Genomic DNA, 22,548 nt, shown 5'->3' on the forward strand with positions numbered 1-22,548 from the left:
TGTCGCTGCGTTCTCGTCGAGGGGGTCAGCAGACTCGATCAGGGTCGATTGGGATGAGACGCGAAGGCGGTCAGGTCAGGGCGGCCGAAGCCGGCCGGCGGGGTAGCGTCGGTCACGTCGAGGCCTTTCGGATGGATGGCGTAGGAACCTCCATCGTCGGGAGACCTCGACGTCTACCTGCGGACCGACGCGCCCGGCCGACCTACACCCTCATCTGGGAAGAGCCGTCAATGCCCGCTTCACAATTTGCCCGAAAGCCCACCAGCTGCAGAGGTGGAAGACCCTGTCAGGGCACCCCGGCATCAGCGCTGAGCTCCTGGCCTAGGACCTGGATTTACGAACTGTCAGCAGAACTTAACCCGATGCCGCAGGGGCCACTTCGACCGAGCGTCGGCCTCCGAGGACATCGCTACGATGATCGATTTGATCGGAGGTGGTAACCACAACGAGGTCGGGGAAGTCCCCCATTGTTCCCGATTCGTCAGTCCATGCGAAACGGAATCAACGGAACCAAACTGTCCGCCACAACGAGGGAACGGCACAACACTTGGCGGCAGAGACCGACGACAACTATTCGGCCAGACGGTTCTGCCACCGCGCCGTGCCGTCGACGTATCTAACGTCGGAAGTAGGCAAAGACACCGACGCGAACTCGGGAACAACTCGGTCCATGGCCTGAAACCAGGTCCGAGCAGGTTCGTTGCCGCCGAACAGATTTCCGGATTGGCACGTCCGAACCGGATACGAACAGAGCTGCCCTGGATTCGGGGAATCACCGTAGGTGTAAACGGCCCCAGCGAAACGGTTCGTAAATCCGAGGAATCCGGAAGACATGTTCGACTCCGTCGTTCCCGTCTTACCTGACATCGGCAGTGTCCATCCCACCGCATCCGCGGCGGCCGCCGCCGTACCTCCCGGTTGATCGTCCCTGCTCATCGCCACGGCCAGCGTGTCCGCCAAGCCTGGATCGACGACCTGCTCACACGCATCTCGAGGGATAGGAACAGGCACCCCGTCGCGGTCGTACAGAGCATCGATCGGATTCGGTGCGCACCACGCTCCACCGGAGGCCAAAGTCGCACCGACATTTGCCATTTCGAGCGGATTGATCCACGCCGGTCCGAGGGTGAAGGATCCGAGATTCTGGTCCTTCTGGAAATCCGCCATGCTTTGCTCACCTCCGGACGACCCCGGCTCGTCGTACGACCGGAGACCGAGACGAACCGCTATGTCGACGGTTGGGGTGACACCGACCCGTGAAATGAGGTCTACGAAAGCAGTGTTCGGCGACTGTGCCAAAGCATCTGTCAGACTGAGACGCGGCGAAGTGGGTGCCGCGTTCTCCACACAATATGTCGAGGGCGGGCACCCCCGGGCACCTCCGTTTCCGAGGCCTTCCATCTCGACTCGTGGAGGATTGTTCAGCAACGACCGGATCCCGAGCCCCTCTTCCAGCCCGGCGGCCGCTGTGAAAATTTTGAACATCGATCCCCCGCCGTGACCCACCAAGGAATAGGGTTGTGGCTGCACAGTTTCATCCGATGCGCTGTCCAGTCCGTAAGTACGACTACTGGCCATGGCGAGAACCCGCCGATCGTCCCGACCCGGTTCGATCACGTTCATCACCGACGCCGCCCCATTCGCGCTCGGACTGGTATTTGCCACTACCCCGGCCTTTACCGAGTCCTGGACCTCAGGATCGAGTGTTGTGCGAATAAGATACCCGCCGTTGGCTATATCCGTCCGACTGATCCCGGCATCCTCGAGGTAGTCCAACGCGTAGTCGCAGAAGAAACCTCGGTCACCCGCAGCTATGCATCCGCGTTCGAGTGTCCGAGGCTCAGGGAGTACTCCGAGTGGCTCGAGCTGCGCTGCCCGGAATTCATTCATGCGGTCGGGGATTGTTTCGATCATCGTGTCGAGAACCACATTTCGACGCGCAATGACTCCGGCCTCGTTCGTATACGGATTGAGTGCCGAGCTGGATTGCACCATTCCCGCAAGCATGGCCGACTGCGTGATATCGAGTGCGCTCGCCTCGACACCGAAATAGGTCCGTGCAGCGTCCTGAATGCCGAACGACGAATTGCCGAACGGAACCAAGTTCAGATAGCGAGTCAGAATCTCGTCCTTACTCAGCCGTCGGTCCAGATCCAGCGCAGTCCGAATCTCTCTGATCTTGCGGGACGGCGTCGTCTCGATTGCCGCGCGTCGTTCGGCGTCGGTTCGGGCGAGCACATGAAGCTGATAGTTCTTGACGTATTGCTGAACGAGCGTCGACGCACCCTGCTGCACTTCGCCACTGGTCGTGTTCGTCACCGCCGCGCGAAGCGTGCCCTGCCAGTCGACACCCCGGTGCTCGCCAAACCTGCGATCCTCCACCGACACGATGGCGAGCTTCATCTCGTTGGAGATCTGGTTACTTGTCACCTCGAACCGACGCTGATCGTACAACCACGCGATGGGGTTGCCATCTGCATCGGTCATCGTCGACACTGCCGGCACCGATCCGTTCACGACCATCTCGGCAGTCGTATCAGACGAGTCGAGTGCGCGCGAGGACACGTATCCAGCACCGCCCACAAGCGGAAACATCAGTCCTGCCACAGCCAGCCCAGCGACGACACAGCAGCCGCCGAGCTTCACCAAGGTCTTTCGTCTGCTCATGTCGTTCTTCGTTCCTGTCAATCAAATGCACGAAGGTTGTTCGAGGGCGCTCTTGCCTCGAGTGGACCGGATGTCATTGTCAAAAAGCGTGTGACACGCAGTTGTTGCCGCACAGTGGTTGTGCGGGCATGTCGATCGGGTTCTGGGTTGGAACGAAGCCGGACGAAGCTACGTCTGGCCGAGAGGTTCCGGGGCGCACCGAGTCACCGGACGAACTCGACACCAAGTGTGACAGCTATCAGAGTGACACCGGCGGCGCAAGAAAGCGGAACGGAGTTTGGATTTGAGCGGACAGCGCTTCATAAATCTGAATTTTGGAACGCTACGCGGGCCGTCTGTGTTGCCGGAGGGCGTCCCCCTTATTGACCATGTAAAGCCCGTGCGTCCATGGCGGTCGGAATAACATTGCGAAGCGACTGTCTTTGCCGATAGTCCGGGTCGAAACCAACTGATTAAAGAGAAATCGGACCGGGGGCTTGCACGTCGATTGTGGCAGACGGAAGGGAATGCTTCCCGGAAGAACTTCACTGTATCCTCATCGATGCGACAGCCGTGCCAGAAGTTCAACACAACTCCGCTTTCGGATGGATATCAGCCTCCCCGTCTATAGGGTAAGCAAAACTTTCGTAGCGCGACGCTCATCCATGGCCCGGTATCCCTCAGCCGCCTGCTCTAGGGTAAGCGTCAAATCGAAAACTTTGCCCGGGTTGATCTTTCGACTCCAAATCAAGTCGATCAACTCGGGAAGGAACCGTCGAACAGGTGCCGGCCCACCATGAAGATGGACACTCGACAAGAAAAGACCGAGCCCTTCGAGTGTGACTCCATGCGAAACACCGACATAGCCGACGAACCCGCCCGGCCGTGTGGCGTCGATCGCCTGCCACATGGACTCCTGTGTGCCGACTGCTTCGACAGTTCCATGCGCACCGTAACCGCCGGTAAGTTCTTTTACTTTGGCCGCGCCGTCTTTTCCGCGTTCTTCGATAATATCGGTTGCACCGAACTCTACGGCCAGTCTCTGGCGATCTGCGTGACGACTGAATGCGATGATTCGCTCGGACCCTAGTTGCTTGGCTGCCAAAATCGCGGACAGACCGACTGCGCCGTCGCCGACAACAGCTACGGTCTTCCCCGGGCCAGCTTCCGCCGCCACAGCCGCGTACCACCCCGTGCCCAAAACGTCCGAAGCAGCCAATAGGGACGGTACGAGGTCTGCGTCCGGATGAGACGGAGTCGCGACAAGAGTTCCGTCAGCCAACGGAATGCGTGCGTACTCCGCCTGCGTGCCGATCGCACCCATCATGACGTTGTGCACACAGCGTGACTGATAGCCGGCCTGACATATCTCGCAGGTGTTGTCCGAGGCGACGAAGGATCCGACGACGTAGTCGCCGACCTTCACATGTTCGACGGATGCGCCGATCTCCTCGACAACACCGACGTATTCGTGGCCCATCGGTTGAGGAGTCACGTACAACGGCTCCGAGCCACGGTAGGGCCAAAGATCCGAACCACAGATGCAAGTAGCTGTGACACGGATAACCGCGTCGGTGGGCTCGACAATCGTCGGCTTCTCGCGGTCTTCGACGCGAACATCGCCGGCTGCGTACATTGTCACACTACGCATGATGATTACTCCTCAGTTCGTTTGTAGCTGGTCACGGCGAGGCCCTGCTAAGAGAGCTGAGTCTGAGCCGTGTTCTTCGTCTGATCAAACCCGGTCGCGAAGGAATGCGGGAGGCCCTGGCAGGGCACCTCTTGGGCAACCGGCTCTTCGTGTGTCCGACCACAATGGCGGGGTGTCGCCTTTGTGGTCAAAGTCGTGTGGAACGAGCAACGTTCACTCGACTTCCATCTCGAATTGGTCACGGAAAGCGAACTGCTGATTCTCGACGCGATCGCCGGTCCCATCGTGAATGGTGGACAACCAGGTCGTCGACGACACGTTGGACGACGCAGGGTCCGGTTGCTCGGCAATGCCACTGTTGCCGGCAATCGGATGGTCGCGAAGCCTGCGCCCGCAATCTGCCTGATGTTGCGACATCCGACAGATCGAGAAGCAAAGCACGATAGGTTGAACGAAATTCTGAGAAAAGCTTCACGTCCTCGTTCGACCGCACACTTTGTGGCAAGAAGGCGCGGCAGGGAGGATGACTTTCCGGTTGCAGCGGCAGAGTCACGCAACAAGATGATCAGCTGTCCTACGCCCGCGGGTGGAATCCCCCCCCCCCCGATATGGGTGTACCAGCAGGGCATCCTAATTGCCCCAATTGTCACTTACTGTCGAGCCATGCCTCACGAGATCTGCTCACGGGCCGTAGACGATGCAGGCAAGAACGGGTTCGGTACGAGACCAGTGGGCGACAGAAGCCGGACCTGGTTCTGGCACCGCCCGACAGTTCGGTCGACAGCGGCTTTCGTTCGCAGTGCTCGCCTCCAACGCGATCTACCCACAGGAGCAACACAATGGTGCAAGGCGAATTATTCAGCGCAACAGTTGGTTCGAATCTTGATACGTCTCCCAGAGCAATGCACGAGGGTGCCGGACACTCCATTTCGGCTCCCCTGACCGACCCACTCCGAACTGTGCAACAAACAACGCCGACGTCTGGCTCGACCGCAACCACAAGCATCCGATGAGAACCACGTACCGCGCCGCAGCCTGCGTCGCCGCGTCCATCATCACCGTCACACTTTCGTCATGTGCATCGTCGTCCGACGACGAGTCGACACCTCAGGGGCCCGCGGGGCCCGTCGAGTTACACCTGCCGTCGACCTCCAGTGCCTCAGTCGTGACCGATGGCTTGGATGCACCCTGGGCGATAGCATTTTTCGAGAACAGCATGCTGATCAGCGAGCGCGACACCGGACAGATCATCGAGCTCGGCGCAGACGGCAACCGCAGCACTGCGGGAACAGTTGATGTGGCCCCTGCGGGCGAAGCCGGGCTCTTGGGGCTCGCAGTCCGCGAACGTGACCTTTACACATATTCGACGGCCGCAGATGGAAATCGCATCGACCGATTTGACGTCCTCGGCGCACCCGGCTCCCTCGCCCTGGGTGAACGAACCACTGTGCTCGACGGCATCCCGGCCGCTAGCTATCACGACGGCGGCCGGTTGGCTTTCGGGCCGGACGGGATGTTGTATGCCACAACCGGGGACGCCGGACAACGTGACCGGGCCCAAGATCTCTCGTCGCTTGCCGGCAAGATCCTGAGAATCACCCCCGAAGGGGCTGTACCACCGGACAATCCCTACCCGGACTCATTCGTGTACAGCTACGGTCACCGCAACCCTCAAGGCATCGCATGGGACGCAAATGGCGTGCTGTACGCAAGCGAGTTCGGTGCCAACACGTGGGACGAACTGAACCGCATCGAGCCCGGAAGCAACTACGGCTGGCCACAGATCGAAGGCATCGGGGATACCGAGGGCTTCGTCGATCCGATCCACCAATGGGCCACGAGTGAGGCCAGTCCGAGTGGCATCGCTATCGATGGTTCCACCCTGTTCATGGCGAATCTCAGGGGCGAACGCATGATCGAGGTGGATCTCGACGACCCCGCCTCGGTAGTCGATCGACTCGTTGGAACATACGGGCGGCTGCGAGACGTCACCGTCGCCCCGGACGGCTCACTGTTGATACTGACCAACAACACCGATGGGCGCGGTAACCCAAACGCCGGCGACGACAGGCTTCTCCGCTTCAGCATCCGATGACGTGAAATGCGCGCCGATGCCGCAGCTTCGCAGCGGTTGGGAAGAGGAAGTGCGTCGGTCCGCAAACGTCGACAAAGGACAAAACATGGACAACGAAACCCGGCGCGGTCAAATACCCGGACCCGACCCTCAGATGCCCACCGTTGTGCTCTTTGTCGTGCTGATAGTTCTGCTGGGGGTGCTGACTTACCTGGACGCGTGCGGTAGTTGAAATGACCGTGTAGCTCGATAGTTCGGATGACGGCGACCGTTGGAATGTGGTGTAGTGCCAACCACTCCCGTCCCGGCCGCTATCAGTCGCGGCTCACCTAAGTTGTTCCCGAATGCAATCGATGTCACTGAATCCTGACATCGAGATCTGTGTCACTTAAGCTTCATTCGAGCGAGCAGCCGCACAACGATTTTGGCAGACCCTACCTCCCGCCAATGAGCGATAGATCGTCGAGAATACCACCCTCGTTCGGTCAAAACCCTTTAGTGCGAATAGCTTTGGCACGCCCACGATCGCGAACGCATGAGGCGTACTCGAATTTCGGGCATTTCTGCCACAACCGTGCCATACTCCATTTCCCGATCGATCCTGATGGGGTTCCCTGTCCGTGCCTTCCACGGATGCTTCGTAGCAAATAGTGTCGAAGACGGACCAGGTCAAGGCATTCCTGTCCTAGGGGGCAAGTCGGTATCGCCACCCCAGGACCCGACGCAGATCTCGCCCGCGCCTGGTCCGAACTCGACACCTATACGACCCCATCCGAGAGAATTCAGCTGTGTCTATTTCCACCAATAAACGAAAGTCCTTGCCGTTCCTCGTCTACGTCCTCGCAATGGGTACGTTCCTCATGGGCACGTCGGAATTCGTCGTTGCCGGACTCCTGCCCGATATCGCCTCCGACCTCGCAATCGGCATCTCCGAAGCCGGACTGCTGGTCACTGCGTTCGCGATTGGCATGATCGCCACCCCGTTGATCGCGGTGGCGGTACTCAAGATGCCCGAACGGACGACTCTTCTGCTCGCGCTCGCCGTCTACTCCGCCGGACACATCGTGGTTGCACTCACAGACGACCTCTCCATCGTCCTCGTGGCCCGCTTCGTGACCGCGCTCGCAACGGGCGCATTCTGGTCGATCGCTGCATCTGTCGCGTCCCGCGTTGCGGGTCCGGACGCCAGTGCGCGCGCCATCGGCCTGGTCCTCAGTGGCGGCATTCTCGCGACGGTGATCGGCGTGCCCCTTGGCTCTGTCGCCGGCCAGCTGGTGGGTTGGCGCGGTCCGTTCTGGATCCTCGCGGTACTTGCCGTCCTCGCATCAGTGCCGATTGCCCGCTTCGTTCCCGGTGGTCGTTCGTCGTCGACGGTCATCCCTCTGCGGTCACAACTCGCATCGATCGCCACCGCGCGACTCTGGGTGGTCATGACAGCATGCGTGCTGATCTCGACTGCCGTCATGTCCACCTACTCGTTCATCGCGCCCCTACTCACAGAACGCTCCGGCCTGTCCGCCGGACTTCTTCCCGTGGGTCTCGCCGTCTTCGGCGTGGGTGCCGTCACCGGCACGCTCTACAGCGGTCGGTTCGCAGACCGCGCGCCCTATGCAACCGCGCTGACCGGTGGCGTCATAGTCGTGATCGCACTCGGGTTGCTGAGCGTCTTCTCGTCGTTCGCTGCGCCATCGATCGCCCTTCTCGCACTAGCCGGGATGGCCGGTCTGGGCACGAACCCCGTGCTCATGTCGATGGCGGTCCGATTCGCAGAGGGCGCGCCGACTCTGGCCACCTCACTGTGCACATCGATGTTCAACCTCGGAACCGCGGTCGGCACATGGGTAACCGCACAGGCGATCAGCGGATACGGACCCGCCGCGATTCCTGTCGTAGGTGCACTGTTCGCGGTGCTACTCCTCGCTCCGCTGGCGACACTCGTGATCATGGACCGGGCACGTCGGGGTATCCATGGTGCGTCTGCATCGAAGCAGTCGGTGACCCGTGACGAGGTGCCGGTGTGCTGACCGATCCCGTCGTCAACGCATCGCGGTGCCACGGTCGTTTGGAACGGTGAGCACACCGTCGACGATCCCAATTGTTCAGCGACGTCGGGCGTGGTGTCGAACCACACCCGACGTCGTGTCCAGAGCGCTCGAGAGCGTTGCATGCCCGCCGCCCACGGCCGAGGCGCGACCATTGCACTGTTCACTTCACCCCGATCTTCAGCGCGCCTATCGGCAGCGAAATGCGACATCGGCAGGAGCCGACGTACCCCTCGATTCCAATCCACGGTTCACCGATGGTCGCCGACACAGAAGCACCGAAAGACGTGCAGGCCCGTCGCTTGCGCAGGCTCACCGACGAGAAGACGTAGGTCGGTGTACCTAGCCGGGCGGATCGGCTCGGATCACCAAAGGAATGGACCCGGCGTTCGAGTTGCTGGTCCTCGAATCGTGGGGCCAATGTTTGAACTCGCCCGATGTCCGGGACTGCCGGTCCTCTTGCCCTCGCTGCGGAGAAGTCCTGAACGCAGTGATCGTCCGCTCCCAAAGCCGAGAACTACTCGAAAACGACGAGACCACGCGGAGTTGAACTCAGGGTGTGACCTTGGGGGTTTCAGCGCAGATCGATTCGGCCCGAGGGAAACAGCGCGGACGCCGTCGCGGTCATGGTCCGGCGAGCATGGTCCGCACCGACCGAACCTCCGCCGAACGTGTTCGCGGACTCACGAGAGGCGATTGCGACGACGTAGCGATGGTCTGGACCGACGAACCCGGTCGACAGATGGATCCAGTCACTGCCCACGCAGCACATCCACCCCTGCTTGACCCCGAGCTCGCTCTCATCTGGCAACGCGTCGGGAAGTCCGAAACGCTGGTAGTAGCCGTCCGCACCCAAACGCGTAAAGTTCTCCAAGTTCGAGAGAATCGCAACCGACCGAGAGGGCGAAAGACCACCAGCACCGTCGATCAGTGCGGAGTAGAAGGTGACCACATCGTTCATCGTGGTTCGAGTCCGCCACCATTCGTCGCCCGGCCGCACCGATGTGAAGGGCAACCCATAACGAGCAGCCACGCGCTCGACGATGTCGTTGCGCCCGAACCGGTTCCAGAGTTGCTCGGCCGCGGAGTCGTCCGAGGAGCGCAACATGGCGTCGATTTGCGCCATGTCACTTCCGCTCAGATCGACCTCACCTCGATCGTCACGGAACAGCAGATCGTCCGCGATGAAGAGCTTCGACACCGATGCGGTTTCGATGGGCTCCTCGTTGCCGTTGGTGGCCCGGCTCCTGCTGACACGGTCCATGAAAGCGATAGACACTCGCGCACCGTTCAGCGCCCCGACCTCGGTAGCCGTGCGCATTCGCACTTCGAGGCGAGCCGCGTCGAATCCTGACACTTCGGTGGCCGTCGCGGCAGATGGTCCCGCACTCTCGACAGCGCTCGGAGCAGTAACCAGGTCGGTTGCAGTGCAGTGCATCGGCGCCGATACAGACAATGAGAGGACGACGACTGCAGTCACAGCAGCACGGCCGACTGCAATTCGAGACCCGGCCCGAGCGAACCGCTGACGCGGCACCTCAGCGCTCTGCACGAGAAGTCCTCATGGAAGGCGTTTGTCGTAGGGGCACGGGGTCGAGTAAACAGCGGGAACGGTGACGGCGGGAGTCCCTGCTGTGGGGTGTACTGACAGGGAACCACTCAGTGGACGAAAGACCAGGTCACCGCCGGCATCGAACTTGCCACTCGGCCGTCGACACGACAGTGTGGGAAGGACAGGAATCGGTACTCACAACCCAACACGAGGAGTTAAGACAAATGACCACGATCGCAATCATCGGTGCGGGTGAAGGTCTCGGCTCCGCCGTGGCTCGCCGCTTCGGACGCGAAGGACTCGCAGTAGCGCTGATTTCCAGGAACCAGGACAACGTCGACCGCATCGCCGCCCGACTTGTCGACGAAGGGATCACCGCCCGTGGCTTCGCCGCCGATGTACGGGATGCTGAATCGCTTACGGCAGCACTGGATTCAGCAGTCGAGCATTTGGGCCCGATCGAGGTACTGCAATACAGCCCCGTGCCGGCCAAGGAGTTCATGAAGCCCGTCTTGGAAACCAGCGCCGAGGATCTGGCCGGTCCGGTGGAGTTCTCGATCTACGGTCCTGTCACGGCCGTGACACACGTGCTGCCCGGAATGCGCACCCTCGGGCGCGGCACGGTGCTGTTCGTGAACGGGTCGAGCGCTGTTCGCCCCGGAGCCTCCGTCGCGGGCACCTCGATCGCGTTCGCCGGGGAAAGCGCCTACGCGCAACTGTTGCACGATGCCCTCGCACCCGAGGGTCTGCACGTCGGTCAGCTGATCATCCCGCGGGGAATTGGTGCAGGTGAGCCCTCGCACGAGCCGGATGCCCTCGCACAGTCTCTGTGGGAGATCCACACCGAGCGTAAGGAATTCCGGATCTTCGTCGCGCCTCTCGACTGAGCCCGGAGCCGGCGGTCGAGCGTCGACGAAGGGCACCTTGCCGGTACACCCTTTCTCAGAGACTCCCTCGATCGCCGTCCACGGTGTTCGCTGATCACATGACTACTTCCGTGAAGGCCTACGCCGCCACCGCAACCGACCAGCCCCTGTCCCCCATCACGATCGAGCGCCGCGATCTCGGACCGCACGACGTCCTTATCGACATCGAGTTCGCCGGCATCTGCCACTCCGATATTCACACCGCGCGAGGCGAATGGGGCCCGGTGCCGTACCCGCTGGTCGTCGGTCACGAGATCGCAGGAACGGTGGCCGAAGTCGGATCCGAGGTCACCACGCACGCCGTCGGCGATCGCGTTGGAGTCGGGTGCATGGTCAACTCGTGTGGCGAATGCGCCCAATGCGTCAAAGGGTTGGAACAGTACTGCCTCGTCGGCAATATTCAGACCTACGGCGGCACCGACCGCGACGGCACGACGACCCAGGGTGGCTACTCCCAGCAGGTTGTCGTCACCGAACATTTCGTCGTCAAGATTCCCGCGGGCATCGCCCTCGACGCCGCCGCGCCTCTGCTGTGCGCCGGGATCACCACCTATTCGCCGCTCCGCCACTGGGGAGCAGGTCCCGGCAAGAAGGTCGCGGTGGTCGGCATGGGCGGGTTGGGCCACATGGCCGTCAAGATTGCCCACGCGATGGGTGCCGAGGTGACGGTTCTGTCGCAGTCGCTGAAGAAGCAGGAGGACGGACTTCGACTGGGAGCCGACCACTACTACGCAACCAGCGACCCGGACACATTCGACAAGCTCGCGTCCACGTTCGATCTGATCATCAACACCGTCAGCGCCTCGATCGATCTGAACGCACACCTGTCCCTGCTCGCCGTCGACGGCGCGATGGTCAATGTGGGTGCTCCTGCAGAACCCCTTCCGTTGCAGGTCTTCTCGCTCATCCCCCACCGCAGAACGTTTGCAGGATCGGCCATCGGATCGATCGCCGAAACTCAGGAAATGCTCGACTTCTGCGCCGAGCATCATCTCGGAGCCGACATCGAAGTCATCTCCGCGGACAAGATCAACGACGCGTGGGAACGAGTGCTCGCCTCCGACGTTCGCTACCGATTCGTCATCGATACCGCGACATTCGTCTGAGTCCCAATCCGACTATGTGCCGGCCGTCGGTGCAAGCCCGAAAGGTGCTTGCGCCGACGGTCGGTGCCGTCGTCTCCGTGAAGTCGGCACTGCAGGTTCTGCGTGCCGGACGGATTCCGGTGCCGTTCAGGCGCGCGGTATCGCCATGTATTTGTACTCGAGGAACTCGTCGATCCCTACCCGTCCACCCTCGCGCCCCAAACCGGACGCCTTGACGCCGCCGAACGGCGCAGCAGGATTGGACACGATGCCCGTGTTCAGACCTACCATGCCGACCTCGAGGGCATCCCCGACCCGGAAGCTTCGATCGACATCCTGGGTGAACAGGTACGCAGCGAGACCCCACGGGGTGTCGTTGGCGAGACGCACGGCTTCGTCCTCCGAGTCGAACGGAACTATGGCAGCCACGGGCCCGAAGATTTCTTCGGACATGAGGTCCGCGTCGGCAGGCACGTCGGCGAGAACAGTCGGCAAGTAGAAGTAGCCAGGACGGTCCGGCCTCGTACCGCCACAGATCACCTCGGCTCCTCCGCGGACGGCATCGCCGACGAGATCCTCGACTTTCGCCAGGGCTTTCGCATCGATGAGAGGGCCGACTTCCGTACCCGCGTCGACGCCGTCCCCGAGCGTGAGCGCGCCCAACCGCGCTGCCAGCCGCCTGGCGAACTCATCTGCGACCGATCGTTGCACGAGAATGCGATTGGCCGCCGTGCACGCCTCGCCCATGTTCCGCATCTTGGCCGCGAACGCGCCTTCCACGGCTCGATCCAGGTTCGCATCCTCGAACACGATCAGCGGAGCGTTGCCGCCGAGCTCCATCGACGACCGCATGACGTGCTGGGACGCCTGCTCGAGAAGCCTGACACCGACCGCCGTCGAGCCTGTGAAGCTGATCTTGCGGGCAATTCCACTGGCCATCCACGGCGACACGACAGCCGAAGCATCGGTCGTGCACACGACGTTGACGACGCCCTTGGGCAGGCCGACCCGAACAAGAATGTCCACTAGTGCGAGGGACGCGAGCGGTGCAAGATTCGCGGGTTTGAACACCACGGTGCATCCTGCCGCGATGGCCGGCCCGATCTTGCGCGTAGCCATCGCAAGGGGGAAGTTCCACGGCGTGATGAGAACGCATGGTCCGACAGGTTCACGAGAGACGATGATGCGATTCTTTCCGTCACCCGTCGTTGTGACGTCGCCGCCGATGCGAACGGCTTCCTCCGAGAACCACCGGAAGAACTCGGCTGCGTAGGCGACCTCGTCTCTCGCCTGCTCGATGGGCTTGCCCATCTCGCTGGTGATGATGTGTGCGAGGTCCTCCTGCTCGAGCAGCATCAGTTCGTACGCCCGGCGCAGGAGCTCGCTCCGCTCGCGGGGAGAGGTCCTGGTCCACTCCTTCTGGACGCGGCCCGCGGCCTCGATGGCACGACGCGCGTCCCCCGGCCCTCCGTCCGCTACCGTCGCTATGACGTGCTCATTTGCCGGATTGATGACCTCGAAACGGTCACCGGATGCCGCTTCTCCCCATTCCCCACCGATGAATACACCGGTGGGGACTGCGGCGATAGCCGCCCTTGCTCGTTGGGACGAACGAGAGTCGCCGAGTTGGGTAGTCATGGTGTTCTCAGCCTACTTTCCGGTGATGGAATGTCGTCCCGTCGCCGGCCGTCCAACTCGCGAGCATGCGGCGCAAGCAGGCTCAGAAGGTATGCAGTACCGCGCGGAAGAATTCTGTGGGCTCGACAGCTTCGATGGTCACGGGCCCCTCGTTGGCCAGGAACTCGTAACCTGTTTCGGCACCGTACTTTTCGCCGCCGACAAGCACGTTGCCGTCGAGCTGGAAGAGAATCTCGATCGACGAGAATTGTCCGGCCCCGTAGGTCGCCCCTGCGTCCAGGCGGACGAACCCGAGGCGGAGGTTGCGTTCGGTGAAGTTACCGAGCCACTTGTCCCACACGCCCGAGTCACCCTGCTGGATCCAGTCGTACGCCTCTGGGTTCATGGCGATTACGTCGGTGTATCGCGGAGGAGCAAACTCGAGCTTGCGGCCGGTGGCGTGTTCGAAGATCGCCTGCGAACCGTCCGAGGTCTGCTCCACGCCATTCTCATCGGTGTAGTGGTAGAGCCCCTTCTTGAAAACACCCTTTTCGTTCAGCTCGGCGTTGGTCGCCTCACGCTGCGCCACAGAGAGATAGCCGTTGCCGCTGGCTCCACCTGCCTGCAGAACCAGTGTGCGCAAACCTTCTTCACGTTCCTGCGGTCCGTAATGGACACTCTCCGGGAAGTAGCCGACCCAACCCTGTTCCAGGTAGTCGGTCTCCGAGTACGGCAGCCGACCCTCGACGACGTAACGGACCTGATCGAAGTCGTGCCGGTGACGCGGGGTTCTCCACCCACCGCTACCGGTGTAGCCGGTGTTCAGGTCGTAGTTGTTGGGCGAGCCGTCCACACCGAACAGTAGATGCTTCTGTTCGAGCTTTCCCTCACGCATTGTGCCGACGGCTTCCTCACCGGTCTCCGATGCCCTACTCACTCGCATGTTCTGCTCCTTCACCACGTGGATGTTCGATCCGAACTCCGTTGACAATATCCCACAGTTCGGGATATTGTCCAATAATAGATAGATGCGGGTCACAATCCCGCAGTCACCGAGACACAACACACCGCGACTTCGACAAGGAACGACATGACGACAGCGCTCACACACGCCCCACAGGATTCGGGAGTTCCCGCTTCGGCGCGCGACTTCAGCGTGGAAGATCGGGTGGTCATCGTGACCGGTGCGGGACAAGGCATCGGACGTGAGATCGCACGACAGTTCGCTGCAGCCGGGGCTCTGGCCGTCGTTGCAGATCTCGACGAAGCCAGGGCGAAGTCTGTCGTCGGCGAGATCGAGAACGCAGGCGGAGTCGCGTTGGCCGTGCGGGTCGATGTCGCCGACGAGCAGGCCGTCGGTGCCATGGTGGATACCGTCGTCGCGAAGTGGGGCCGTGTCGACGTACTCATCAACAACGCATCCGTGTTCGCGACCATCGAAAAGGGACCCTTCGACGAAATTCCCGTCGCACAGTGGGAACAAGTATTGCGGGTCAATATCACCGGGACCTACCTCTGCGTCCGGGCAGTGGCGGCTCACATGCGCAAGGCGGGCTTCGGTCGCATCGTCAACATCTCCTCCGATGCGGTGACCCGCGGCACGGTGAACTACCTGCACTACGTGACTTCGAAGTCCGCACTGATCGGTATGACCAACTCGTTGGCGCGCGAGCTCGGTCCCCACGGAATCACCGTCAACTGTATTCGTCCCGGGTCGGTCGCCACCGAGGTCGAGCGAGTCATCAACCCCACGGCCGAGGTGCGCCAGCGCGCCCAGTCGCTTCAGTGCATTCCACGCGGAATGGTGCCGACCGATCTCGTCGGAATCATGTTCTTCCTGGCTACACCTGCGTCCGCATTCGTGACAGGGCAGACGATTGCGTGCGATGGGGGCTACACACACAGCAGCTAGGCCACCCGACGTGACATCTACCCCGAGGAAGGCTCGACCATGAGGCAGTACCCGCACCTGTACATCGACGGTCGATGGGTCGAGCCCATCGCACCCAGACAGCTCGAACTGATCGACCCCACGCGCGAGGAACCGTTCGCCACCGTCGCACTCGGTGGCGTTGCAGACGCTGACCTCGCGGTCGAGGCCGCGAGGCGCGCATTCGTTACCTTCTCCGAGACCTCTGTCGAGAGTCGAATCGCGTTGATCGACCGCATAATCGAGGTGTACGAGTCGCGCCTCGACGAATTCTCGGAGCTCATCGCACAGGAGGTCGGCATTCCGGTCTCGAACCGTGCACAGGTCGCAGGACCGGCCGATCATATGAAGGTTGCCCGCGACATCCTGCGCGGCTATCCGTTCGAGTCGAGGGTCGGCACAGCGATCGTTCGTCGCGAACCGATCGGCGTGTGCGCGTTGGTCTCGCCGTGGAACTGGCCGGTTCAGACGGGCGTCATCAAAATCATCTACGCCTTGGCGGCCGGGTGTACCGTCGTCGCCAAACCGAGCGTCGAATCCGCTGCCAGCGGCGTACTTTTGGCCGAGGTGCTCCACGAAGCCGGTGTCCCCGCCGGCGTGTTCAACCTGGTGAGTGGTACCGGTCGCGAAGTAGGTGACCGGCTGTCCCATCACCCCGACGTCGACATGATCTCGTTCACCGGATCCACCGGTGCCGGCAAGCTCGTGGGAGCTGCAGCGGCGACAAGCACTGTGAAGCGGGTATGCCTCGAACTGGGCGGCAAGTCTGCGAACATCGTCCTTCCGGACGCCGACCTCGAGAAGGCCGCACGATGGAACATCCAGCGATGCTTCGTCAACACCGGCCAGTCGTGCCACGCCCCCAGCCGAATGCTGGTGCACGAGAGCCAGATCGAGAAAGTCATCCCGTTCCTCCTCGACGAGGCGGAACGCTTCCGCATCGGTGACCCACTGGACAGTTCGACCACCATGGGACCGGTCGTCAGCGCTGCCCAGTTCGCATCCATCCAGGATCTGATCCGGACCGCCATCGACGAGGGCGCCGTGCTGGAAACGGGCGGCGTCGACCGACCGAAGGGCATCGACCGCGGCTACTTCGTGCAACCGACGGTGTTCACCGGAGTCACACCGAAGATGACGATCGCCCGCGAGGAGGTATTCGGACCCGTTCTGGTCGTGCTTCCCTACCGCGACCAGGACGAAGCAGTGAACATTGCCAACGACTCCCCCTACGGCCTCGGTGGCTACGTGTTCGGGGGCGACCTCGTGAACGCCAAGAAGGTGGCGAACCGCATTCGCGCCGGACGCATCAGTGTCAACGGCGCAGCAACGGACTCCCACACACCGATGGGTGGCTACAAGCAATCCGGAATCGGTCGCTCGATGGGCAGGCTCGGCCTCGAGGAATATTTGGAAGTCAAGTCTGTCTACGGGTTCGACGACGAAGCGAGCGACTTGCCCGCCTTGTTCGGCTGAACACACACAGATCAAACAGGAGACCACAGTACATGAGCGACGAAAACCCAGTTCTACTGCACAATTTCGCCAAAGAGAAGCTCTCCAGAGGCGAACCCGTCTACTCGATGACCGTACGCCTCGTCCGGACAATCGATATCGCGTCGATCGCATATACCGCGGGTTTCGACACCGTCTACATCGACCTCGAACACAGCAGTTTCTCACTTCAGGATGCAGGCCAGATATGTATGGCGTGCAATCATCTCGGTGTCACCCCTCTGGTCCGCGTTCCTGACCTCGATCCGGCGCTCATCGCACGCGTGATGGACTCCGGCGCAATGGGAATCGTCGTTCCGGGTGTTGCGTCTGCCGACGAAGCGCGGGCCGCTGTTCGAGCCGTCAAGCACGCGCCGCTCGGTGAGCGCTCGCTTGCCGGGGCAGCCCCCCAACTGCATTATCGAACATTTCCCGCTGAACAAGTCGTGCGCGAGTTGGACCAGGCGTCGATGGTCATCGTCATGATCGAATCTCAGGCGGGTCTCGACGCGGCCGAGGACATCGCGGCCGTCGAGGGAGTCGATGTGGTGCTCGTTGGCGCCAACGATCTGAGCGTCGAACTGGGTGTCGCTGGGCAGGTGGATCATCCGAAGATTCACCAGGCGTACCTGCGCGTCATCGCTGCATGCAAGGCCGGCGGAAAGACTGTGGGAATCGGTGGTATGGGCGGTCGTCCGGACCTGATTCGTCAGTACTTGGAGATGGGTGCCGGATATGTCTCGACCGGCAACGACATTTCGTTCCTCGCCGGTGCCGCCGCACAGAAGCGTCAGCAGTTCTCCTGACGCGAGAAAGCAGCTACATGCCCATGAAAGTATGCATTTACGGAGCCGGAGCCGTCGGGGGACACCTCGCGGGCCGTCTTGCCGCAGGCAAGGGCGGACCCGAGGTCTCGGTTATCGCGCGAGGCCCCCATCTCGCAGCTGTGCGCGAACACGGCCTTCGGGTGCAGACCCACGACAGTGAACTGCACTCGCATCCGTTCGCGACCGAGCGCCCGGGCGATCTCGAGCCGCAGGACATCGTGTTCGTCACGGTCAAGGCCCCTACGCTTCCGTCCATCGCCGCAGACATCGCGTCGCTGCTGCACGACGACAGCCTCGTCGTGTTCGTCTCCAACGGAATTCCCTGGTGGTACTTCCACTCCCACGGTGGACCTCTGGACGGCACCGACCTACGACGACTGGATCCCGATGGCTCCCTGTTCTCGCTCATCGGTCCCGATCGCACAGTGGGTGCCGTGGCGTACACGGCGGGAACCGTCGTTGCACCAGGCGAAATCGCTGCGGTCAATCCACGCAACAGGCTGATACTCGGCAGGCCCGATGGTCGAGTCGACAGTCGCGTGAATGCCATTGCGTCGCTCTTCGACTCGAGCGGGCTCGAAGCGACCACTACATCGACGATCCGCGACGCCGTCTGGGCCAAACTGTCGATGAATCTGGTCGGTGGCGCGCTAGGCGTACTGAGTAGCTCCGTGATGAAGGATGTCCTCGACAAACCCTCTATCGCCGCGACCGCGTTGACGATGGCGACGGAAAACAGCGCCATCGCCCGAGCGCTGGGATGCGAACCGGCCGATGCGGAGGAAGTTCTACGTAAGCAATCGGCGTCGACTCATCTTCAGAGCGTTGTCCAGGATCTGCAGGCCGGCCGACCCATGGAGATCGACGCCCTGTTTCGAGTCCCTCTCGAGCTGGCCGCACTGGCTCACGTACCGACACCGACGTTGTCTTTCGTGATCGAACTGGTCACTCAACGAGCTCGTGCTTCTGGCCTCTACCGCGACCCGGCTTGAACCGTTGGACGTCACCTACCACTGTCAATTACGGAGATCGCACCCATGCGCGCAACATCCGACACGATCGTTCTGCTCACCGAGTACTACACGGCCATGCAGAAAAACGATCCTCGACAATTCGCAAAGTACTACGCAGAGAACATGACTCTGACGTTCGGGAACAGCCCAGAGATTGTCGGGCGGGAGAACGTCGTCTTGGCCTTCAGCGCCGCGCTGGACAGGGTCGAATCACTCGCACACGATCTCGTCAACGCTTGGGAAGAGGACGGCGGTGTCGTCTTCTTCGAGTCTCTCGGTCGTTGGACCCTGCGCGGCGGCGAGGTCGTCGAGATCAAGGCCGCCTCGAGGATCACCATTGTCGACGGGAAGTTCGTGGACCAGAGAATCTATGTGGACAATGCACCTGTAGACGAAGCACTGCTGCGCGAGTCGGCGACATTCGACAACGCAAGGAAGGGTCACTGATGACCGGAGAGCACCGCGAGTTTCAGTCTCGCCTGATCGTCACAGGCCTTGACGACGAAGGCCTGTCAACTATCACGAGTGATGGTCCTACGACCGACCGACTGGTAGCCGACGGCTACACCCGGAACCACCTATGGCAGGGAACCGAGGTTCCGACTCCGGTCACGGCTCCGAACGGCCCTCCAAGTGCCGCCGTGATTCCGCCCCCGCCGGCCGGATACAACTACGTCATCACCGCTTTCGCCCCAGACAACGAGTGGGACTACGAAGGCGGCTACGCGCGAATCCTGGCGGAATCGGGCGCAGGAGATGCGATCGACTCGACAGATCCCCCGGGTATGCACACGACGGACACCATCGACATCGTCACCGTCATCTCGGGTGAGGCATGTGTCTTACTCGACACCGGCGAGACGATCATGCGGCCGGGCGACACCATCATTCAGCGTGGAACCAAGCACGCGTGGCGAAACCGGACCAACGAATTCTGCGTGGTCTCCGCCGTGCACATCAGCGCGACTCGCTGACTCCCGCCGACCGAAGATTCCGGTTCCCTCGCCGCATCGGCCGCTGAACCGGAATCTGTTGTCCGTCAACATTACCGAAGCAGTCGCATCCTGGGCCGATGTCCTACACCCTGGATCCTGCTCCTTCAAGAATCGCACGGCGACAGCGCGCGACAGTTCTTACCAAACTGTTGACTATTTCCCATATGGCAGGATATCTTCAATTATGTGAGTGCCGTCACTTCGGGCAGCAACTGCACGATGCGGCACTCCATCGATGCGTAGACCACCAGGCAGCGCGGACACTACCGCCCGCCCCGTGGCCCACGCCGCGCCTTCCACACCATAGAACCTGCCGCTGCCGTGCCAACCACGGATGCACCCACACTGTTGCCGAAGACCGACCGCAAGACCGGACATCGACCGAGACATGCGAACTTCCGCGGCACAGCCCGTTCATCAAGAAGGAGAATTTCTGTGTCCGACAAGTTGGACTCCACGCGGGTCTCGACCGACCAAGGTAGTCGCGAAGACCCCAGAACGTTTCTGTTCCGTCTGACGCTGATCGCCAGTATCGGCGGGTTGCTCTTCGGGCTCGACACCGGCGTGATCGCGGGTGCACTCGTGTATCTGCGCGACGACTTCAATCTCACCGCCGTCAGCGAAGGGTTGGTGGTCACCTCGCTACTGTTCCCCGGCGCGACAGCAGGTGCACTCCTGGGTGGCCCGATCGCGGATCGCTTGGGACGCAGAAAGTCATTGGTCATCGCTGGCTTCATATTCATTGTCAGCACCATCGTCTGTGCTCTCGCTCCGACAGTCGCAATTCTGGTCGCAGGACGAATTGCCTTGGGTTACGCGGTCGGAGTCGCATCCGTCGTCGTGCCGCTTTATCTCGCCGAGATGGCACCGGCGTCGCAGCGGGGCCGCATCGTCACGATGAATCAGTTGATGATCACCGTCGGACTGTTCCTTGCCTTCGTACTCAACGCGCTGCTGGCAAACCTTGTCGACAGCTCGGTGGTGTGGCGCTACATGATCGGCATCGCTGCGATCCCTGCCGTCGCCCTGTTCTTCGGCATGCTCGCGTTACCCGACACCCCGCGTTGGTACGCGAGCAAGCAGAGGTGGGACGAAGCGAAAAACGTGCTCCGACGTGCCCATGTGGCGGAACGGGTCGAAGCCGAGTACGAGCAGATTTCTTCGATCGTCGAAGACGATCAGATCAAGGGAAAAGTATCCGTCCTCGCCGTGCTTCGCAACGAACCGTGGATGAAGCGCTTGATCATGGTCGGCATCATTCTGGCGGTTGCTCAGCAGACCACAGGAATCAATGTGGTCATGTATTACGCACCGACAGTCCTGGAAACGTCCGGCCTGACCAGATCCGCCGCTCTGCTCGCATCCGTCACGGTAGGTATTGCGATGATCATCTTCACGATCATCGGAATGTGGATCCTCGGCCTCATGGGACGACGCAAGATGATGATGTTCGGCTTCATCGGTGTCGCTGTGTCACACTTCGGGCTCCTGGTCACGTACATGATGCCCGAGTCCACCGTCCGTTCGTACCTGATCCTGCTGTTCATGCTCTCGGTCACGGGCTTCATGGTGACCTTCCTCGGAACGACGGGCTTCCTGGTGCTGTCGGAACTATTCCCCCTGCCTATCCGTGGGTTTGCTATGGGTGCCTCGCTCGGTGGGCTCTGGATTGCGAACTCACTCATTTCGTTCCTTTTCCCGATCCTCGCGGAGCGGTTCGGGTCCGTGGTGGTGTTCGGCGGATTCATGGTGTTGAACGTTCTTGCCGCACTGTTCGCGTTTCGGTTCATCCCCGAGACCAAAGGCCGAACCCTCGAAGAAGTGGAAATCGAGATGCGAGCTCGCGGCACCGCGTCGGCAGCCGGTTCGTAACCGGACGCAGAGCAGACCTCTCTCACTCACCTAGCAGAATGCGATTACCCGAAAATGACTGAACGCAGATTCGCCGGAAAAGCTGTATTCGTGACCGGAGCTGGCAGCGGAATCGGCCGCGCAACCGCCTTGGCCTTCGCGAGCGAAGGTGCGGACGTGGTTCTGGCTGACATAGATGCCGTCGGAAACGACGAAAGCGCCAGGCTCGCAGCCGAACACGGCGGTCGAGCGGTAGCGATACGCTGCGACGTTTCGTCCTCCAGCGACATTCGTAACGCAATCGAGCGGACCGTCGAGGAATTCGGTCGGCTCGACATCGCGTTCAACAATGCCGGCATCGAACAGCCGGCCGCACCACTGGTCGACATCGAGGAAGACGAGTGGACACGGCTGATCGACATCGATCTGCGAAGCGCTTTCCTCTGCATGAAGTACCAGATTCCCGCGATGCTCAAAAACGGTGGCGGATCCATCGTCAACACGTCGTCGGGAGCAGGTGTCATCGGGATTCGAGGGCAGGCGGCATACGTCGCTGCGAAGCACGGATTGATCGGACTGACCAAGTCTGCCGCGCTCGACTACGCCGACCAGGGCATTCGAGTCAATGCGGTCTGTCCCGGAATCATCGAGACGCCCATGATGGACAGGTTTTCGGGCGGCACTCCGGAAGGCAGGGCTCGTGTGATCGGCCAGGAACCCGTCGGACGCATGGGAACCGCCGCCGAGATCGCGTCTGCGGTTCTGTGGTTCTCGTCAGACCTCGGAAGTTTCGCGACAGGTCATGCAATGGTGATCGACGGAGGTCAGACCGTCGGTCTCTGACC

At 61.4% G+C, this 22,548-nt stretch carries 18 protein-coding genes; 12 read left to right on the forward strand and 6 right to left on the reverse strand.

The window, feature by feature from the left end; genetic code table 11:
- Positions 1-570: 570 nt before the first annotated feature.
- From CH256_RS21645 to CH256_RS21655, 3 genes are all read right to left on the reverse strand, one after another.
- Positions 571-2,667 (reverse strand): transglycosylase domain-containing protein, encoded by a 2,097-nt coding sequence (locus CH256_RS21645; protein ID WP_176460808.1) that lies wholly within the window; start codon positions 2,665-2,667, stop codon positions 571-573.
- A 604-nt stretch (positions 2,668-3,271) separates the two neighbouring features.
- Positions 3,272-4,297, reverse strand: a complete 1,026-nt coding sequence (locus tag CH256_RS21650) for a zinc-dependent alcohol dehydrogenase family protein (protein WP_094670545.1) — start codon at positions 4,295-4,297, stop codon at positions 3,272-3,274.
- Positions 4,298-4,510: 213 nt separating this feature from the next.
- The gene (locus tag CH256_RS21655) at positions 4,511-4,714 is read right to left on the reverse strand and encodes a hypothetical protein (protein ID WP_037189118.1); all 204 of its coding nucleotides are present in this window, start codon (positions 4,712-4,714) and stop codon (positions 4,511-4,513) included.
- A gap of 592 nt (positions 4,715-5,306) precedes the next feature.
- Here CH256_RS21655 and CH256_RS21660 point away from each other — a divergent pair.
- Both CH256_RS21660 and CH256_RS21670 read left to right on the forward strand, forming a co-directional pair.
- The gene (locus tag CH256_RS21660; protein ID WP_082323560.1) at positions 5,307-6,392 is read left to right on the forward strand and encodes a PQQ-dependent sugar dehydrogenase; all 1,086 of its coding nucleotides are present in this window, start codon (positions 5,307-5,309) and stop codon (positions 6,390-6,392) included.
- Positions 6,393-7,159: 767 nt separating this feature from the next.
- Complete coding sequence (locus CH256_RS21670; protein WP_256989509.1) at positions 7,160-8,395, forward strand: MFS transporter; 1,236 nt, start codon at positions 7,160-7,162, stop codon at positions 8,393-8,395.
- Between the two features lie 592 nt (positions 8,396-8,987).
- Here CH256_RS21670 and CH256_RS21675 read toward each other — a convergent pair.
- Positions 8,988-9,692 carry a serine hydrolase gene (locus tag CH256_RS21675; protein WP_176460809.1) on the reverse strand — a complete coding sequence of 235 codons (705 nt, stop codon included), beginning with the start codon at positions 9,690-9,692 and terminating at the stop codon, positions 8,988-8,990.
- A 497-nt stretch (positions 9,693-10,189) separates the two neighbouring features.
- On the opposite strand from CH256_RS21675, the gene CH256_RS21680 reads away from it, so the two are divergent.
- The gene (locus tag CH256_RS21680; protein ID WP_037189116.1) at positions 10,190-10,852 is read left to right on the forward strand and encodes an SDR family NAD(P)-dependent oxidoreductase; all 663 of its coding nucleotides are present in this window, start codon (positions 10,190-10,192) and stop codon (positions 10,850-10,852) included.
- Positions 10,853-10,950: 98 nt separating this feature from the next.
- On the forward strand, positions 10,951-11,997 hold the full coding sequence (locus CH256_RS21685; protein ID WP_037189181.1) for an NAD(P)-dependent alcohol dehydrogenase: 1,047 nt from the start codon (positions 10,951-10,953) through the stop codon (positions 11,995-11,997).
- A gap of 126 nt (positions 11,998-12,123) precedes the next feature.
- Here the strand turns inward: CH256_RS21685 and CH256_RS21690 are convergent, their stop codons facing one another.
- On the reverse strand, positions 12,124-13,614 hold the full coding sequence (locus CH256_RS21690; RefSeq protein WP_037189115.1) for an NAD-dependent succinate-semialdehyde dehydrogenase: 1,491 nt from the start codon (positions 13,612-13,614) through the stop codon (positions 12,124-12,126).
- Positions 13,615-13,696: 82 nt separating this feature from the next.
- Positions 13,697-14,536 (reverse strand): hypothetical protein, encoded by an 840-nt coding sequence (locus tag CH256_RS21695; RefSeq protein WP_037189180.1) that lies wholly within the window; start codon positions 14,534-14,536, stop codon positions 13,697-13,699.
- Positions 14,537-14,683: 147 nt separating this feature from the next.
- Between CH256_RS21695 and CH256_RS21700 the strand changes: the two genes are divergently transcribed.
- The 8 genes from CH256_RS21700 to CH256_RS21735 all read left to right on the forward strand — a co-directional run bounded on the left by CH256_RS21700 (position 14,684) and on the right by CH256_RS21735 (position 22,546).
- A complete protein-coding gene (locus tag CH256_RS21700; RefSeq protein ID WP_037189114.1) occupies positions 14,684-15,505 on the forward strand; it encodes an SDR family NAD(P)-dependent oxidoreductase in 822 nt (273 codons plus the stop codon).
- Positions 15,506-15,544: 39 nt separating this feature from the next.
- Positions 15,545-16,999, forward strand: a complete 1,455-nt coding sequence (locus CH256_RS21705) for an aldehyde dehydrogenase family protein (protein ID WP_037189113.1) — start codon at positions 15,545-15,547, stop codon at positions 16,997-16,999.
- A 32-nt stretch (positions 17,000-17,031) separates the two neighbouring features.
- Positions 17,032-17,823 carry an HpcH/HpaI aldolase family protein gene (locus tag CH256_RS21710; RefSeq protein ID WP_037189112.1) on the forward strand — a complete coding sequence of 264 codons (792 nt, stop codon included), beginning with the start codon at positions 17,032-17,034 and terminating at the stop codon, positions 17,821-17,823.
- Positions 17,824-17,846: 23 nt separating this feature from the next.
- Positions 17,847-18,836 carry a ketopantoate reductase family protein gene (locus CH256_RS21715; RefSeq protein WP_037189111.1) on the forward strand — a complete coding sequence of 330 codons (990 nt, stop codon included), beginning with the start codon at positions 17,847-17,849 and terminating at the stop codon, positions 18,834-18,836.
- 45 nt (positions 18,837-18,881) lie between these two features.
- Positions 18,882-19,304 (forward strand): nuclear transport factor 2 family protein, encoded by a 423-nt coding sequence (locus tag CH256_RS21720; RefSeq protein WP_037189110.1) that lies wholly within the window; start codon positions 18,882-18,884, stop codon positions 19,302-19,304.
- Between the two features lie 194 nt (positions 19,305-19,498).
- The gene (locus CH256_RS27785) at positions 19,499-19,831 is read left to right on the forward strand and encodes a cupin domain-containing protein (protein ID WP_141216753.1); all 333 of its coding nucleotides are present in this window, start codon (positions 19,499-19,501) and stop codon (positions 19,829-19,831) included.
- Positions 19,832-20,287: 456 nt separating this feature from the next.
- Positions 20,288-21,724, forward strand: coding sequence for a sugar porter family MFS transporter (locus CH256_RS21730; RefSeq protein WP_230596198.1), 1,437 nt, complete (start codon positions 20,288-20,290; stop codon positions 21,722-21,724).
- A 54-nt stretch (positions 21,725-21,778) separates the two neighbouring features.
- A complete protein-coding gene (locus CH256_RS21735) occupies positions 21,779-22,546 on the forward strand; it encodes an SDR family oxidoreductase (RefSeq protein WP_094670547.1) in 768 nt (255 codons plus the stop codon).
- Positions 22,547-22,548: the final 2 nt, after the last annotated feature.

The organism is Rhodococcus sp. 05-2254-6 (genome assembly GCF_002258565.1).
Taxonomy (GTDB): Bacteria; Actinomycetota; Actinomycetes; order Mycobacteriales; family Mycobacteriaceae; genus Rhodococcoides.

Coding starts and splice junctions, on each gene's coding strand:
- CH256_RS21735 (WP_094670547.1), top strand. CDS start 21,779: ATGACTGAACGCAGATTCGCCGGAAAAGCTGTATTCGTGACCGGAGCT.
- CH256_RS21655 (WP_037189118.1), bottom strand. CDS start 4,714: ATGTCGCAACATCAGGCAGATTGCGGGCGCAGGCTTCGCGACCATCCG.
- CH256_RS21695 (WP_037189180.1), bottom strand. CDS start 14,536: ATGCGAGTGAGTAGGGCATCGGAGACCGGTGAGGAAGCCGTCGGCACA.
- CH256_RS21650 (WP_094670545.1), bottom strand. CDS start 4,297: ATGCGTAGTGTGACAATGTACGCAGCCGGCGATGTTCGCGTCGAAGAC.
- CH256_RS21715 (WP_037189111.1), top strand. CDS start 17,847: ATGAAAGTATGCATTTACGGAGCCGGAGCCGTCGGGGGACACCTCGCG.
- CH256_RS21700 (WP_037189114.1), top strand. CDS start 14,684: ATGACGACAGCGCTCACACACGCCCCACAGGATTCGGGAGTTCCCGCT.
- CH256_RS21645 (WP_176460808.1), bottom strand. CDS start 2,667: ATGAGCAGACGAAAGACCTTGGTGAAGCTCGGCGGCTGCTGTGTCGTC.
- CH256_RS21680 (WP_037189116.1), top strand. CDS start 10,190: ATGACCACGATCGCAATCATCGGTGCGGGTGAAGGTCTCGGCTCCGCC.
- CH256_RS21660 (WP_082323560.1), top strand. CDS start 5,307: ATGAGAACCACGTACCGCGCCGCAGCCTGCGTCGCCGCGTCCATCATC.
- CH256_RS21690 (WP_037189115.1), bottom strand. CDS start 13,614: ATGACTACCCAACTCGGCGACTCTCGTTCGTCCCAACGAGCAAGGGCG.
- CH256_RS21720 (WP_037189110.1), top strand. CDS start 18,882: ATGCGCGCAACATCCGACACGATCGTTCTGCTCACCGAGTACTACACG.
- CH256_RS21685 (WP_037189181.1), top strand. CDS start 10,951: ATGACTACTTCCGTGAAGGCCTACGCCGCCACCGCAACCGACCAGCCC.
- CH256_RS21705 (WP_037189113.1), top strand. CDS start 15,545: ATGAGGCAGTACCCGCACCTGTACATCGACGGTCGATGGGTCGAGCCC.
- CH256_RS21710 (WP_037189112.1), top strand. CDS start 17,032: ATGAGCGACGAAAACCCAGTTCTACTGCACAATTTCGCCAAAGAGAAG.